Annotated in this window: 15 protein-coding genes; 8 read left to right on the top strand and 7 right to left on the bottom strand. The window is 61.2% G+C overall.

The annotated features are described in order from the left end of the window. Nucleotides 1–10: 10 nt before the first annotated feature. The 3 genes from AC1DUY_RS16315 to AC1DUY_RS16305 all read left to right on the top strand — a co-directional run bounded on the left by AC1DUY_RS16315 (nucleotide 11) and on the right by AC1DUY_RS16305 (nucleotide 2,524). Nucleotides 11–376, top strand: coding sequence for a response regulator (locus AC1DUY_RS16315; protein ID WP_068737128.1), 366 nt, complete (start codon nucleotides 11–13; stop codon nucleotides 374–376). Nucleotides 377–479: 103 nt separating this feature from the next. Beyond that, nucleotides 480–1,646 (top strand): protein-glutamate methylesterase/protein-glutamine glutaminase, encoded by a 1,167-nt coding sequence (locus AC1DUY_RS16310; RefSeq protein ID WP_093760980.1) that lies wholly within the window; start codon nucleotides 480–482, stop codon nucleotides 1,644–1,646. Continuing rightward, nucleotides 1,643–2,524 (top strand): CheR family methyltransferase, encoded by an 882-nt coding sequence (locus AC1DUY_RS16305; RefSeq protein ID WP_478115588.1) that lies wholly within the window; start codon nucleotides 1,643–1,645, stop codon nucleotides 2,522–2,524. Before AC1DUY_RS16310 ends, AC1DUY_RS16305 begins: the two co-directional genes overlap by 4 nt. A gap of 6 nt (nucleotides 2,525–2,530) precedes the next feature. Here AC1DUY_RS16305 and AC1DUY_RS16300 read toward each other — a convergent pair whose 3' ends face one another. The 4 genes from AC1DUY_RS16300 to ctrA form a co-directional block, all read right to left on the bottom strand. Beyond that, nucleotides 2,531–3,688 carry a glutathionylspermidine synthase family protein gene (locus tag AC1DUY_RS16300; protein ID WP_478115586.1) on the bottom strand — a complete coding sequence of 386 codons (1,158 nt, stop codon included), beginning with the start codon at nucleotides 3,686–3,688 and terminating at the stop codon, nucleotides 2,531–2,533. 6 nt (nucleotides 3,689–3,694) lie between these two features. Next, the gene (locus AC1DUY_RS16295; RefSeq protein ID WP_320447348.1) at nucleotides 3,695–4,093 is read right to left on the bottom strand and encodes a hypothetical protein; all 399 of its coding nucleotides are present in this window, start codon (nucleotides 4,091–4,093) and stop codon (nucleotides 3,695–3,697) included. Further along, the gene (locus AC1DUY_RS16290) at nucleotides 4,090–4,500 is read right to left on the bottom strand and encodes a DUF350 domain-containing protein (protein ID WP_089267516.1); all 411 of its coding nucleotides are present in this window, start codon (nucleotides 4,498–4,500) and stop codon (nucleotides 4,090–4,092) included. The genes AC1DUY_RS16295 and AC1DUY_RS16290 overlap by 4 nt, the downstream gene beginning before the upstream one ends. Before the next feature lie 160 nt (nucleotides 4,501–4,660). Continuing rightward, nucleotides 4,661–5,362 carry a response regulator transcription factor CtrA gene (ctrA, locus tag AC1DUY_RS16285; protein ID WP_068737116.1) on the bottom strand — a complete coding sequence of 234 codons (702 nt, stop codon included), beginning with the start codon at nucleotides 5,360–5,362 and terminating at the stop codon, nucleotides 4,661–4,663. Nucleotides 5,363–5,734: 372 nt separating this feature from the next. Between ctrA and fliI the strand changes: the two genes are divergently transcribed. The 4 genes from fliI (at nucleotide 5,735) to AC1DUY_RS16265 (ending at nucleotide 9,218) form a co-directional block, all read left to right on the top strand. After that, complete coding sequence (gene fliI, locus AC1DUY_RS16280; protein WP_089267515.1) at nucleotides 5,735–7,060, top strand: flagellar protein export ATPase FliI; 1,326 nt, start codon at nucleotides 5,735–5,737, stop codon at nucleotides 7,058–7,060. A 109-nt stretch (nucleotides 7,061–7,169) separates the two neighbouring features. Next, the gene (gene fliJ / locus AC1DUY_RS16275) at nucleotides 7,170–7,589 is read left to right on the top strand and encodes a flagellar export protein FliJ (RefSeq protein WP_068737112.1); all 420 of its coding nucleotides are present in this window, start codon (nucleotides 7,170–7,172) and stop codon (nucleotides 7,587–7,589) included. A 199-nt stretch (nucleotides 7,590–7,788) separates the two neighbouring features. Next, the gene (locus tag AC1DUY_RS16270) at nucleotides 7,789–8,337 is read left to right on the top strand and encodes a sigma-70 family RNA polymerase sigma factor (RefSeq protein ID WP_089267514.1); all 549 of its coding nucleotides are present in this window, start codon (nucleotides 7,789–7,791) and stop codon (nucleotides 8,335–8,337) included. Then, entirely contained in the window at nucleotides 8,337–9,218 is an 882-nt protein-coding gene (locus AC1DUY_RS16265; protein ID WP_093761193.1) for an anti-sigma factor, read from the top strand. Before AC1DUY_RS16270 ends, AC1DUY_RS16265 begins: the two co-directional genes overlap by 1 nt. Before the next feature lie 898 nt (nucleotides 9,219–10,116). On the opposite strand, the gene AC1DUY_RS16260 is transcribed toward AC1DUY_RS16265, so the two are convergent. Together AC1DUY_RS16260 and flhA are read right to left on the bottom strand one after the other, a co-directional pair. Continuing rightward, nucleotides 10,117–10,323, bottom strand: coding sequence for a hypothetical protein (locus AC1DUY_RS16260; protein WP_478115581.1), 207 nt, complete (start codon nucleotides 10,321–10,323; stop codon nucleotides 10,117–10,119). 328 nt (nucleotides 10,324–10,651) lie between these two features. Further along, complete coding sequence (flhA, locus tag AC1DUY_RS16255; RefSeq protein WP_478115579.1) at nucleotides 10,652–12,889, bottom strand: flagellar biosynthesis protein FlhA; 2,238 nt, start codon at nucleotides 12,887–12,889, stop codon at nucleotides 10,652–10,654. Between the two features lie 212 nt (nucleotides 12,890–13,101). Between flhA and AC1DUY_RS16250 the strand changes: the two genes are divergently transcribed. Continuing rightward, nucleotides 13,102–14,352 (top strand): MFS transporter, encoded by a 1,251-nt coding sequence (locus AC1DUY_RS16250; protein WP_478115577.1) that lies wholly within the window; start codon nucleotides 13,102–13,104, stop codon nucleotides 14,350–14,352. On the opposite strand, the gene AC1DUY_RS16245 is transcribed toward AC1DUY_RS16250, so the two are convergent. After that, nucleotides 14,349–14,726, bottom strand: coding sequence for a hypothetical protein (locus AC1DUY_RS16245; RefSeq protein ID WP_139285952.1), 378 nt, complete (start codon nucleotides 14,724–14,726; stop codon nucleotides 14,349–14,351). The two genes, AC1DUY_RS16250 and AC1DUY_RS16245, sit on opposite strands and share 4 nt — an antisense overlap. Between the last annotated feature and the right edge of the window lie 44 nt (nucleotides 14,727–14,770).

Genomic DNA, 14,770 nt, shown 5'->3' with positions numbered 1-14,770 from the left:
TGAGGCTCACATGAAGACATGTCTGGTTGTCGATGACTCCAGTGTCATCCGTAAGGTCGCCCGTCGGATTCTCGAAGGTCTCGATTTCGAGATTACCGAAGCTGAAGACGGCGAGAAAGCGCTCGAAATCTGCAAGCAGAACCTGCCGGACGCTGTTCTGCTTGATTGGAACATGCCGGTGATGGATGGCTACGAGTTCCTCCGTAACCTGCGCCGCATGCCTGGCGGTGACGTTCCAAAGGTCGTGTTCTGCACGACCGAAAACGATGTGGCCCACATCGCGCGCGCGCTGCATGCCGGCGCGAACGAATACATCATGAAACCGTTCGACAAGGAAATCGTGTCGGCGAAGTTTCAGGAAGTCGGCCTGATCTAAGTTCTACGCCGGAATTGCGTATTCCACTTCCGGCGCCCGCCTTTTTGTTTGTGCATTTGTTTTGTCAGTGCATTTGTCGCGTTGTGTTGCGTCCGGTGAGTTCATGAGTGTTGATGTGATAAGTCCTCCTGTTGTCGATTCGCGGTATGAGCCACTGCGAGTCATGGTGGTGGACGACTCCGTCGTCATTCGCGGCCTGATCTCGCGCTGGATCGAGGCCGAGCCTGACATGGCCGTCGCGGCGTCGCTTCGCACTGGTCTCGATGCCGTCAACCAGATCGAGCGCATCAATCCCGACGTTGCGATTCTCGATATTGAAATGCCGGAGCTCGATGGCATTTCGGCGCTGCCGCAGCTGCTGGCGAAGAAGCGGAATCTCATTATCATCATGGCGTCGACGCTGACCCGCCGCAACGCGGAGATCAGCTTCAAGGCGATGTCGCTCGGCGCCGCCGACTACATTCCGAAACCGGAGAGCACCCGGGAGATTTCCGCAGCCGACATCTTCAAGCACGACCTGTTGCAGAAGATCCGTCATCTTGGCGCGAAGGTTCGCCGCCTGAAGTCGGCGACGACGCCGTCGATCGTGCCAGCTCCCGCGGCACGTGAGGCTGCACCGTCTTTCAAGTCCGTGACATCAGTCGCCGCGCAGGCGCAGCTCGTGAAGCGTCCTTTCAGCGCCACGATGCCACGCGCGCTGCTGATCGGTTCGTCCACTGGTGGTCCGCAGGCCCTGATGACGCTGGTTGCCGAAATCGGCGCCGTGATCGACAAGGTGCCCGTTCTGATCACGCAGCATATGCCGCCGACCTTTACGACCATTCTTGCCGAACATCTTGCGCGCGCCAGCAAGCGTCCGGCTCGCGAAGGTGTCGATGGCGAAATCGTCAAGGCCGGTCAGATCTACCTTGCGCCAGGCGGCAAGCATATGCGCGCCGTCAAGCAGGGTGCCAACATCGCCATCGCGCTCGATGACGGTCCGCCGGTGAACTTCTGCAAGCCTGCTGTCGATCCGCTGTTCACGTCTGCCATCGACGTCTGGCACGGCGCCATTCTCGCCGTCGTGTTGACAGGCATGGGTTCGGACGGCATGCGCGGCGGCAAGGATATCGTCGCGGCTGGCGGCAATGTCATCGCGCAGGACGAAGCATCGAGCGTGGTGTGGGGTATGCCCGGCGCTGCCGCCAATGCGGGCATCTGCTCGGCTATCCTGCCGCTCAATCAAATCGGTTCGAAAGTGGTTCGTCTTTTTTCGGGAGATCGGTCATGACACCGGCAGACTATGATTTCCTGCGCAAGTTCCTGAAGGAGCGCTCGGGTCTCGATCTGTCTGCTGACAAGCAGTATCTGGTCGAAAGCCGGCTGATGCCGCTCGCGCGCAAGGCCAACCTGTCGGGCATTGAAGAGCTGGTCCAGAAGATCAAGAACGGCTCGTCCACGGTTGCGTCCGACGTGGTCGAGGCGATGACCACCAACGAGACCTTCTTCTTCCGCGACAAGCTTCCATTCGACCATCTGCGCGACGTCGTGCTGCCGGAGATGATCCAGGCCCGTGCCGCCCGCAAGAGCCTGCGGATCTGGTGTGCGGCTGCGTCCACCGGTCAGGAGCCGTATTCGATCGCGATGACCATCAAGGAAATGAGCGCCCAGCTCGCCGGATGGCGGATCGAGATCATCGGGACCGACATCTCGCAGCAGGTGCTCGAGAAGTCGAAGTCGGGCATCTACACCCAGTTCGAAGTCCAGCGCGGATTGCCGATCCAGCTGCTGGTCAAATACTTCAAGCAGACCGGCGAGATGTGGCAGATCAATCCGGAGATCCGGTCGATGATCCAGTACAAGCCGCTCAATCTGCTGCAGGACTTCTCCAGCATGGGCAAGTTCGACATCATCTTCTGCCGCAACGTGCTGATCTATTTCGATCAGGACATGAAGACGCAGATCTTTGGCCGCCTTGCCAAGTGCACGGAGCCCGATGGCTTCCTGGCACTGGGCGCCGCAGAGACCGTTGTCGGTCTGACCGACGCGTTCAAGCCGCATGCCGACAAGCGTGGTCTGTACCGCCCGAACGTTTTGCGTGCTGCACCGTCGATCGTGCCGAGCATGACACCTGTGGGTATCAAGGCCGCTGCTTCGCCGGCGCGCTGAGCGCCGTCACAGGATCGCGTGCGGAATAAAGCGTGACATGTTGCCGGTGATCGGATTCTCATCCTCGCGGATCGAGAGCCCGCATGGCACCTCATCGACCAGCCAGCTGCCCAGCGCCGGATACTGATCCGCAAAGTTCGGCAGCGGCATCAGCATCTGCCGGATGAAGCCTTCTTCGCCATAGGGACCGGGCTGCGCATCGATGGCGCTGCCGTCGCTCACCAGCGTGACATTGGCGCCTTCGCGCGAATAGAGCGGCTTGCGCACATAGGATGTGCCAAGCTCAGCGGCTGCAGCATCATCGTCGAAATAGGCCGGCAGCAGGTTCGGGTGGTTCGGAAACATTGCCCATAGCAGCGGCAGGATGCCCTTGTTGGACAGAATGGCTTTCCACGGTGGCTCGATCCAGCGCGTCGATGCGCCTTTCAGACGGCCGCCGAACGCCTCGCGGAACATCCACTCCCACGGATAAAGCTTGAACATCAGGTCGATCGGCTGGTCCTCGAGATCGACGAAGTGCCCGCTGTCGGCATAACCGATGTCCTTGATGTCGATCAGCGCGGGTGTGAGCCCGCCTTGCTGCGCGACATCGGCGAGATACTGTACTGTGCCGCGGTCCTCGGCATTGTCCATGGCGGCTGCGAGATGAATGGCTTTGTCGGCGCCGATCTTGCGCCAGGCCTCGATGAGCCGCTCATGCAGCGAGTTGTATTGATCGGCCCGCTTCGGGATGATCTGGCGCTCGATCGCCTGTTCGAGCCAGGTCCATTGAAACACCGCGGCCTCGAACAATGAGGTTGGCGTGTCCGCATTGTATTCGAGCAGCTTTGCCGGACCCTTGCCGTCGAACTGGAAATCGAAGCGGCCGTAGAGGCTGGGATCGCTCCGTTGCCAGCTTGCGGCGATGAAGGTCCAGTAGGCCTGCGGAATCTTCAGCAGCCGCAGATAGCGCTCATCCTTGACCGCACGGCTCACCAGCTCGCGGCACATCGCGTTGAGTTCGGCGGTCGGGGCTTCGATCTGACGCTCGATCTCATCCAGCGTGAAGGCGTAGTAGGCGCGCTCGTCCCAATAGCGGTCGCCGGCCTCGGTATGAAATACGAAGCCCGTCGCGGCCGCTGTGGCCTGCCAATCGTCACGCTCGGAACATGCGATGCGTTGCATGAAAAACTAGCCGCCGCCGGAGAAATGCGAGGCGAAGGAGCCGAAGCCACCATGGGTGACGTGGCTGCTGCTGGATGACGAGCTGTCATATCCGCCGCTGGATGACGATCCGGTGCTGGCGAAGTTGCTGCGTCCGGAGGAACTGCTGCTGCCCCCTGAATAGCCATGGCCGCCGGAGGATGACGACGAACTGCGCTGCTGACACTCCTGCTGCTGGCCGGCGATGGCCGCGCGGTTCGGGTCGCAATGTTCGCTCGGCATCAGCGCATAGGCGCCGCCGCCCAGGGCCATGGTGCCCATGAGCAAGAGCGCCACGTGGTTGGAGCGTTTGCGCGACGGGGCTTCCTCATGCATCGGCTGTACGGGTTGGCGCTTGCCGAAGTTCTTCGCGGGCTCGCTTGTCATGGCGAATACACCATGGAGGCCGCGTTGAGCACGCCGGCGGCAAGGGAGGCGAGGCCGAGCCAGAGGGCCGGGGCCATCTCGCCATTGGCTATGCGATCCGACAATTGCGGCACCGGAATGCGGAGAATGAAATAGACGGCGATCTGCACGATCAGCGCGATGATCGCCCAGATCAGGCAGTCGATGACATTGGCGGAGTGGACGATCGCGCTAGCCACCGGCAGCACGAAGCCGAGCAGGCTGAGCCCGAGCGCGATCGCAGCTGGCGCGCAATCCTTGCGGATCAGTGCGAACTCGTCATGTGCGGTTACGCGCAGATAGACGAAGAGATACAGCATCACGGCGACAATGCCGGTGCAGAAATAGACCAGAAAGGCCGGCAGCCCGACCAGAGATTGCAGAACCATTCCGCCCCCGAAATGTGCGCCAAACATGATCGCTTGGTATTCGCCTATGGCATTCGTCGCTGTAAGCAAAGGGTGGGTTCATCCACGCAAACAAAAACCCCGCCTTTCGGCGGGGTTTCGTGAGAACTTTCGGGGAGTGACGCTTAAGCTGGCTTGAAACTCAAGCCGGGATGCGGATCTCTTCTTCATGCGGCTCGCGGAGCACATAGCCACGGCCCCAGACGGTTTCGATGAAGTTGCGGCCTTCGGAAGCATTCGCCAGCTTCTTGCGCAGCTTGCAGATGAAAACGTCGATGATCTTCAGTTCGGGCTCGTCCATACCGCCATAGAGGTGGTTGAGGAACATTTCCTTGGTGAGGGTGGTGCCCTTGCGGAGCGAGAGCAGCTCCAGCATCTGGTATTCCTTGCCCGTCAGATGGACGCGCTGACCGCCGACTTCCACCGTCTTGGTATCGAGATTGACCACCAGGTCGCCGGTCTGGATGACCGACTGGGCGTGGCCCTTGGAGCGGCGCACGATCGCATGAATGCGGGCAACCAGCTCGTCCTTGTGGAAGGGCTTGGTCATGTAGTCGTCGGCGCCGACGCCGAGACCCTTGACCTTGTCCTCGATGCCGGCGAGGCCCGAGAGAATGAGGATCGGGGTCTTGATCTTGGACACCCGCAGCTGCTTGAGCACATCGTAACCGGACATGTCCGGCAGATTGAGATCGAGCAGGATAATATCGTAGTCGTAGAGCTTGCCGAGATCGACGCCCTCTTCTCCGAGATCCGTCGTATAGACGTTGAAACTCTCGGATTTGAGCATCAGCTCAATCGACTGCGCAACGGCGCTATCATCTTCAATTAGCAAAACGCGCATGCCAGTCCCCTTTAGTCGCCGCTCCGGGCGTCAGGTCGGCCGCCATACTTGCGGCACCAAAAAACGCCTACGAACAACTGATTCGGATCCTGACTGGATATGGTTAACAAAACCTGATTCTTCAGCGCAAGCTCTAATCGTGCAATTTTTGTCGAATCGCCATAAGATGTTGCAGCAAAGACTCTTTTTGTACCCGTACCCGCTCAAGCTCCACATTAAGAGCCGGACCTAACCGACTCCATCGACTCGCCCCTTCATTCTGATGGCGCGAATGCTCTCAGTCATCCAAGACAGTGACGTAATGATTAACGATGCGGGTAAACACGGGGTTAAGGCCGAGCCGGCAATGAAGCGAAACTTAAGGGTTTTGCAATGAAAGCCCTTGCGGAACAGATTACTGACCTCGATGGCGTCAATATTTACGGCCGGGTGGTCGGTGTTCGCGGGTTAATGGTTGAGGTGGCCGGGCCGATCCACGCGATGTCGGTCGGTGCCCGCATTACCATCGAGACCGGCACCAGCCGTTCCATCCCTGCCGAGGTGATTGGTTTCAGTGGCGACAACGCCGTGGTGATGCCCTTTGCCGGACTGGAAGGCGTACGTCGCGGCTGCCGGGCGGTGATCGCCAATGCCGCCAGCCAGGTGCGGCCCTCTATCGCCTGGCTCGGCCGCGTCGTGAATGCGATGGGCGAGCCGATCGACGGCAAGGGGCCGTTGCTGCAGGGGCCGGCACCGATGCCATATCGCGCGTCTCCGCCGCCGGCGCATTCTCGCAAACGCGTCGGCGCGCCGCTCGATCTCGGGGTGCGCTCGCTCAATACCTTCCTGACCTGCTGCCGCGGCCAACGCATGGGCATCTTTGCGGGCTCCGGCGTCGGCAAGTCGGTGCTGCTGTCCATGCTGGCGCGCAATGTCGATGCCGACGTGTCGGTCATCGGCCTGATCGGCGAACGTGGCCGTGAAGTGCAGGAGTTCTTGCAGGAGGACTTGGGCGAAGAAGGTCTCGCACGCGCCGTCGTAGTCGTGGCGACTTCGGACGAGCCTGCACTGATGCGGCGCCAAGCGGCCTATCTGACGCTGTCGATCTCGGAGTTCTTCCGCGATGAGGGCAAGGACGTCATGTGCATGATGGACTCGGTCACGCGTTTCGCCATGGCGCAGCGTGAGATCGGTCTGTCCGTCGGCGAGCCGCCGACCGCTAAAGGCTATACGCCGACGGTGTTCACCGAACTGCCGAAACTGCTGGAGCGGGCAGGGCCGGGCACCGATGAAGGCTCGATCACCGGTATCTTCACGGTGCTGGTCGACGGCGACGATCACAACGAACCCGTTGCGGACGCCGTGCGCGGCATTCTCGATGGCCATATCGTGATGCAACGCGGTATCGCCGAGCGCGGTCGCTATCCTGCTATCAATATCCTGAAGTCGGTGTCGCGAACCATGCCGCGGTCCTGCGATCCAGCCTATTTGCCGACGATCACGCGAGCCCGGCAGATCATGGCGACCTATTCGGATATGGAGGAACTGATCAGGCTGGGCGCCTATCGCGCCGGTTCCAGTCCGGAAGTGGACGAGGCGATCCGGCTCCATGAGCCGCTTGAGGCATTCCTGCGGCAACGGAAGGACGAAGTCTGCGGACTGGCCCAAGGCTATCAGCAACTGCAACAAATCGTTGGTGGTTTGGAAACGGAACGCTAACTTTGTCAGGCCATCATGACCCTCAGAGAAGAATTTCGGCCGGTCAGCCCCTTGCGGTTGTCCGGTTGTGTCCCGCGTTGAGACTGGGACTTCTGGGGAGTATGAGTCGATGAAGTCACGTGACACCCTGATCCGCCTGAAGAAGTTCCAGGTCGATGAGAAGCGCCGCCGGGTCAATCAGATCGAAGGCATGATCGCGGATTTCCAGCGCATGTCGGTCGATCTCGAGCGCGAGATCCAGACCGAACAGGATCGCGCCGGTATTCAGGATCCCACTCACTTTGCCTATCCCACCTACGCGAAGGCTGCGATTCAACGTCGCGAGAACCTGACACGTTCGGCCGATGAGCTGCGCGTGCAGCTCGAAGACGCGAAGGCATTGCTGAGTGAAGCTTTTGAAGAACTCAAGAAGGTCGAACTGCTCGACGAGCGCGACCAGGCCCGTGCACGCGACGAAGAGAACGCACGCGAACAGGCCGACCTCGACAGCATTGGCCTGATGCGTGCCCGCATCGGCGCAGTGGCCTGATCCGCAGAAGCGGCGAGCCAACGAGCCTCAAAGATTGAAGTCATCAAGCCCGGGCCGCGAGGTCCGGGTTTGCTGTTTATGGTCTATCCACAGCATAAACAGCGACATGGCCCGCTTGCTATAATCTATGTTACGACAGGTGATACCGCCGGGCGGCACCTCCGTAAGGCGAAAGGTATATTGAGGTTGGGGAGACGTAATGCTGACGCCGGCTGAACTGGTCTGGCTTCTTGCCGCAGTTGCCAAAGGGGATGAAGCCGCCTTCGAGCGACTCTATGCAGCGACGCGCGCGAAACTCTTTGGCGTCGTGATCCGTATCTTGCGCAGACAGGATCTCGCCGAGGAAGTCATCCAGGAGGCCTATGTCAAGATCTGGAACAGCGCCGGGCAATTCAATCCCGGTGTTGCCTCGCCGATCACGTGGATGGCGTCGATCGCTCGTAACCGGGCTATCGATGTCGTTCGCAAGAGAAGCGAAACGTCTATCGAGGAAGAGCCGGCTGCAATGGAAGTGGCAGCCGATACACCTGACCCGCTCGCGCGACAGGAAATGACCGAAGAATTGAAGCGCTTGTTGGAGTGCGTGGGCCGGCTTGAGCCGGACCGGCAGAAACTGGTGCTGCTTGCTTACTACAATGGTTGGAGCCGCGAACAACTCGCGACGAAGTTCGAAGCGCCGGTCAATACAGTGAAGACGTGGCTGCGCCGCAGTATGATGGACATCCGGGAGTGTCTGGGACTGACATGATGGCCTATAGCGAAGACCATATCGCGCTTGCCGCGGAATATGCGCTTGGCACGCTCAGTGCCGAAGAGCGCGTGCAGGTCGAGACCATGATGTCTGTCGACAAGGATTTTGCCGCTGTGGTCGAGGCGTGGGAGCGCAAGCTCGGCGTTTTGAATCAGATGGTCGGCCTTGTCGAGCCGCGTCCCGAAGTCTGGGAGAAAATCCGCGTTGCGATCGGTCTGGCCGGTACGCAAGAAACGATCGTGCATCCGGAAGCGCCGCAGCCGGTCGCCGCAGCGGCGGTCGTCGCTGAGCAGCCTGCGATCGATCGTTCGACGCTCGATCGTTCGAACGTGATTGATTTCTCGGTCCAGGCAAAACGCTGGCGCGGTGTCGCCACCGGCATGACCGCGATTGCCGCCATGCTTGTTGCGCTGATTGCCGTGCAGGCCTATCGCCCCGAATTGCTGCCGGCAGGTTTACGCCCGAAGGCCGCGCAACAGGTGGTGCAGGCGCCAGCGCCGGTCGCGCCGCCCGCAGCAGCTCAGTCGCAATACGTCGCCTTGCTGCAGACCGACGCCGCGTCACCCGCATTCATCCTCACTGTCGATGCGGCGACCAAAAACTTTACAGTGCGCAAGGTTGGCGCCGAGCCGCAGGCCGGTAAAAGCTACGAGCTCTGGATTGTGTCCGACAAGCTGCAGCGTCCGCGTTCGCTCGGCGTGATCGGCAGCAACGACTTCACATCGCGCGCTGCACTCGCTGCCTATGATCCCGATGTCGTCAATCAGGCCACCTATGCCGTGACCGTCGAGCCGGAAGGCGGTTCGCCGACCGGTGCAGCCACCGGCCCGATCGTGTTCACCGGCAAGCTGATCGAAACGGTGCCGCCGGCACGGTGATCGTTTGGCTCCCTTGTCATCCGGCATTGGTCCTATGTTCGTCATTCCGGGGTGCATGAAAGCGGCAAAGCCGCTGTAATGCGAACCTCAGTCACTCCGCGGAATCTCGATGTGTGTTGCTCCCACTGTCATTCCGGGTTCGCGTCCGGCAAAGTGCCGGCCGCGCCCCGGAATGACAATGGGAAGAGGAAGGCTTTAAACATTTTTTCCTATTGTTCTTGACAATATCCCCAACAGGATTATCCTCCGCTCATCCCGTTCGCGAGGGTCGCTTCTAGAGGCGTCTTGAAGTGGGACTGGGATGCGGCGCCTGCGGGCGTGGGGTGACGTACCCCGCGCACTCGGGAGGCCTTGGGTCACCGTCCGGCCCCACTACGGGGGTCTGCCACTCATGCTGGCTGGACGTGGCATTGGTGAACGGCGGGAAACCGTCGGGATCAGCGGAGTGCGGAGCTCTGCGCCTTTGCCCGGAAGAACGGTCCCGGGGACAGAAATCGCCGCGGTGGCGCGCCGTGAGGCGTTGCGCGGTTGCAGCTTGCCGGCGTTCCGGTGGAGCGGACCGCGATAAAAAACCACCCTTTGCGCCTCACGGCGCGTTGCCACCCCTCATCGTTTGAGGGGGACTGCTCACACCTCGGACGCGCAAGCGCCGCGAGACTGCGAGAGCGTGGCTGTTTGAAATTTGAATCTGTGATGGCGCACTGGCGCGCAGAGTATCCCTCCCACTGCGCAGCTGCGCTGCTTTGAGGGAGGGAGAAGCAAGAAAGCACCCCACAAAAGAAAAACGCCCGTGGGGAGCGGGCGTTTTCCATTCAGAAGTCCACTCGGGGGGAAGTGGAGCTTCTATGTATTCACCTGACGACCTTGGGGGACATCGCCACGCGAATTCCTGAATTCCTTAGCGGACCATGCTGGCGTTCGAAGTGGTGACAGCAACCGGCTGGCCTGCTTTGATCACACGAGCGCTGGCGGTCTGGCTGTAGCCTTCGTCAGCATTCATGCGGGCCGAGAGTCCGAAGCCTGCCACGAAGATACCGGCGACCAGAGCAACGATCACCACCTTCAGGTGGGTCATGCGATCCGCGCTGTAAATCGAGTGGTTCATTGGAAACGCTCCCTGCCGTCTTACTCTGCCTACGACCGTTTGTGTCGTGTCCGCGTCGGCAGGTTCAACTCATCACGCATAGGAAACGTGGTGTTGGGTCGTTCCGTTCCAAATAGTCGATCACAAGGCAGTGATAAGACGTGATCCGGCGCGATTGAAGCACCCGGCTTGGCCCTGAAATTCATAAATTATTATTTATTATCAGAGCGTTGAGAGTGATTCGTGCCGTCGCCCCGAAATGGCCTCGGGATGCGACATTCTGGCAAATCTCTTGTCTGTGACGAATTTACATCGGTTTCGGGCAAGGTTGCTAGCCTCTTGCCGCCAATCAGACGCTTCCGACGGTCTTCAGGCGCGCACGGGGGTGGATTTCCGCCTGGGACAGCACGGTGGTTTGTGCGCGGAACCGTTCCACCAGCGAGCGCACGAACGGCCGGATCGAGGCCGAGGTGACCAGCACCGGCGCTTCGCCTTCGCGCGCGGCCTGTTCGAAACGATCGCGCACGGTGGTCATGAACTCCGACAGCTTCGATGGCTGCATCGCGAGGCTGCGTTCTTCGCCGGTGCCGATGATCGATTCCGCGAAGGCCTGCTCCCACTGCGCCGACAGTGCGATGAGCGGCAGGTAGCCGTTGTAGGACGTGTTCTGCGCGCAGATCTGTCGCGCGAGGCGCGCACGTACATGCTCGACGATGGTCGATGGGTTGCGCGAGAAGGCGAGGGCGTCGGCAATGCCTTCGAGGATGGTCGAGAGATCGCGCACCGAAATACGTTCGGTGAGCAGCAATTGCAGCACGCGCTGGATGCCCGACACGGTGATGAGCGACGGGACGATATCCTTGACCAGTTCGCCTTGTTCTTTCGGCAGGTCCTTCAGCAGCTTCTGCACTTCGCCGTAGGACAAGAGGTCCGACATATTGCCCTTCAGCAGCTCTGTCAGATGCGTCGATAAGACCGTGGCGGCGTCGACCACGGTGTAGCCCTTGAGCGAGGCTTCTTCCTTCAGGCCGGCATCGACCCAGGTCGCGGGCAGGCCGAAGGTCGGCTCGGTGGTGTGAATGCCCGGGACGTTGACCTGATTACCACCGGGATCCATTACCATGAACTGGTTCGGCCAGATGCGGCCGGTGCCGGCGTCCACTTCCTTGATCTTGATGATGTAGGTGTTGGCTTCGAGCTGCACGTTGTCCAGGATTCTGACCGACGGCATCACGAAACCCATTTCGACAGCGAGCGACTTGCGCAGCGCCTTGATCTGCTCGGTCAGGCGATCGGTGCCGTCCGGGCCATTGACCAGTGGCAGCAGCGCGTAGCCCAGCTCGATCTTGAGATCGTCGATCTTCAGCGATGCGGAGATCGGCTCGTCCGCGGCGGCAGCTTGTGCTGCTGCGGCGGCGGCGGGCGCTGCAGCCTGATGCGCGACTTCGGCACGCGCAACCTTGTTGCGCTTGTTGGCGGTGACGGCGAGATAGGCTGCGCCGCCGCCGAGTGCGAGGAACGGCAGCATCGGAATGCCCGGCAGCAGCGCCAGTGTCAGCATGACGCCGGCCGACATGCCCAGCGCCTGCGGATAGCCGGAGAATTGCTTGATCAGCGTCTTGTCGGCGGCGCCGGTAATGCCCGCTTTCGAGACGAGCAGGCCTGCGGCGGTCGAGACAATCAGCGCCGGAACCTGGGTGACCAGGCCGTCGCCGACGGTCAGCAGCGTATAAGTGCGGCCGGCTTCCGAGAACGACAGGCCCTGCTGCGCGACGCCGATGATGATCCCGCCGATAACGTTGATGGCGGTAATGAGCAGGCCGGCAATGGCATCGCCGCGGACGAACTTGGAAGCACCGTCCATGGCGCCGAAGAAGCCGCTTTCGTCTTCAAGGTCCTTGCGGCGCGCCTTGGCGGTGGCCTCGTCGATCAGGCCAGCCGACAGATCGGCGTCGATCGCCATCTGCTTGCCGGGCATCGAGTCCAGCTGGAAGCGTGCCGCGACTTCGGCGATACGGCCCGAACCCTTGGTGATGACGATGAAGTTCACGATCACCAGGATCGCGAACACGACGATGCCGATGACGAAGTTGCCACCCATCACGAAATTGCCGAACGCCTCGATGACGTGGCCGGCCGCGGCGGTACCTTCGTGGCCATGCGACAGGATCAGGCGGGTCGAGGCCAGGTTCAGCGACAGCCGCAACATGGTCGAGATCAGCAACACGGTCGGGAACGACGAGAATTCCAGCGGCGTCTGGGTGAACAGCGCCGTCATCAGGATCAGCACCGACATGGTGATGGAGATCGCGAGGAACAGATCCATCACGATGGCTGGCAGCGGCATGATCAGCACGACAAGGATGATCAGAACGCCGAATGCGAGGCCGATATCGCCGCGCAAGACGTTCGTCTTGATGCTGGCGAAGTCGAAACCGCCGCTCTTGGGTGCGCCCAGACCCTGACCCGCGATCAAATCCGTCATCGATGTCGCTTCCCCGCGCGAATGTCGCTCGCGACTGCCGAACGTCTGCGCGGCGGCCGAAGGGCCGCCGATCCGCAAGTGAGGCACCGCACTGGCATCCACGGGCATTCCCCCGGTCAGCTGACGAGACGCGACTCCACTCGGCAATTTTTGCCGTGTGTATGGTTAGCAAAGGGTTAACGAGGCGTTACTGCGCGGCTTTGCCACAAGCCCGGAGCCAGTTTTGGCCGAAACGGTCTGTTGCACTGTTTCTGCATGCCTAATCCTTCGGCATATCGCTTGACCCGTGGGCACACGCCGAGGATGTTGCCGCCGTGACCATCGCGACCCCCACTTCAGATTCGACGCCGTTCCTGCCTGACTCCCGTCAGGCCTGGATCCGGCTGTCGCTTGCCTTGATCATCGGCTCACTGGGGTCAGTGGGCATGTGGTCGGTGGTGGTGGCGCTCCCGGCCGTGCAGGCCGATTTCGCCGCCAGCCGCGGCGCGGCGTCGCTGGCCTTTACCCTGACCATGGTCGGCTTCGGCCTCGGCGGCGTGGTCGCCGGCAGGCTCACGGACCGGTTCGGCATCGTGGCCACGATTGCGCTTGCGACGGTGCTGATGGGCGCCGGTTATCTTCTCGCGTCGCGGTCCACGGCGCTCTGGCAGTTCAATCTTATTCACGTGGTGATCGGGGCAGGGTCGTCGGCAACCTTCGGACCGCTGATGGCGGAGGCGTCGCACTGGTTCGAGCGCCGGCGCGGCATCGCGGTGACTGTCGCTGCAACTGGCAGCTATATCGGCGGCACGCTCTGGCCGCCGATTGTCAGCTGGGGCATTCTGACTTTTGGCTGGCGCTCGACGCATATCGGTGTCGGGGTCGTCACAACCGTCCTGATGCTCCTGATGCTTGTGGTTCTGCGCGCGCAGATGGGCACGGTCACACGACGTAGTCACGTCAATGCGCCGCCGCCCAAAGTCGATCTCCAGCTCAGCAACAACACGCTGACGACGCTTCTCTTTGTGGCCGGCATTGGTTGCTGTGTCGCCATGGCGATGCCGCAGGTGCATATCGTCGCTTATTGCGGAGATCTCGGCTACGGCGTGACGCGCGGCGCCGAGATGCTGTCGCTGATGCTCGCCTGCGGCATCATCAGCCGGGTTGGTTCGGGCTTCCTTGCCGATCGCATCGGCGGCATCAGCACACTGCTGATCGGCTCGTTGCTCCAGGGATTCGCTCTGCTGTTCTATCTGTTCTTCGACAGTCTGGCTTCGCTCTACATCATCTCGGCGATGTTCGGTCTGTTCCAGGGCGGTCTGGTGCCGGCCTATGCCATCATCATCCGCGAGGCGATGCCGGCATCGCAGGCGGCTACGCGTGTCGGCATTGTCATATTGGGCACGGTAGGAGGCATGTCACTTGGCGGCTGGATGTCGGGCGTCATCTTCGACGCCACGGGCTCCTACGCGGCAGCGTTCATGAACGGCCTCGCCTGGAATGCGCTCAACGTCACCATCATCACGGCGCTGATGCTGCGGGCGCGCCGCAGGTTGATTTTCTCCTCGGGCGCATCGGTCGCCTAAGGCGTCAGATCCTGCACCGGCGGCATCGCCGGAAATCCATCGATCGGTACGTTTTCGAGCGCGCGTTTGGCCGGGCCGCTACCGAACATGCAGTCCAGCGTCGGCTCGGCAATCGCCGTCATGGTCCTCGGGATCAAGCTTCGTTTGTCCGGCGGCAGCCAGTTCTCGTTCAGCGTGGGGACGCCGCGCTCGGTGACCCCGTACAGGATCGCGTCGAGAATATCGCGATCGCCGATCTCGCTGATCAGCGCGGTGCGGACGCAGTCGCAGATCGCTTCGGGATGCGCATAGCGCGACACCATGAAGGGCGCGCAGAGCCGGATGAACTCGCCGCGCGGATCGGGCATCAGGGATAGGCGACGCGTGTCAGTCATCGCGATGGTCGACACCCCGCACGCCAACAGGCTGCCCAGGACAA

Source organism: Tardiphaga sp. P4_G1 (genome assembly GCF_056401215.1).
Note: the sequence above shows the minus strand (reverse complement) of the source record. Positions and strands in the feature narration are given on the sequence as shown.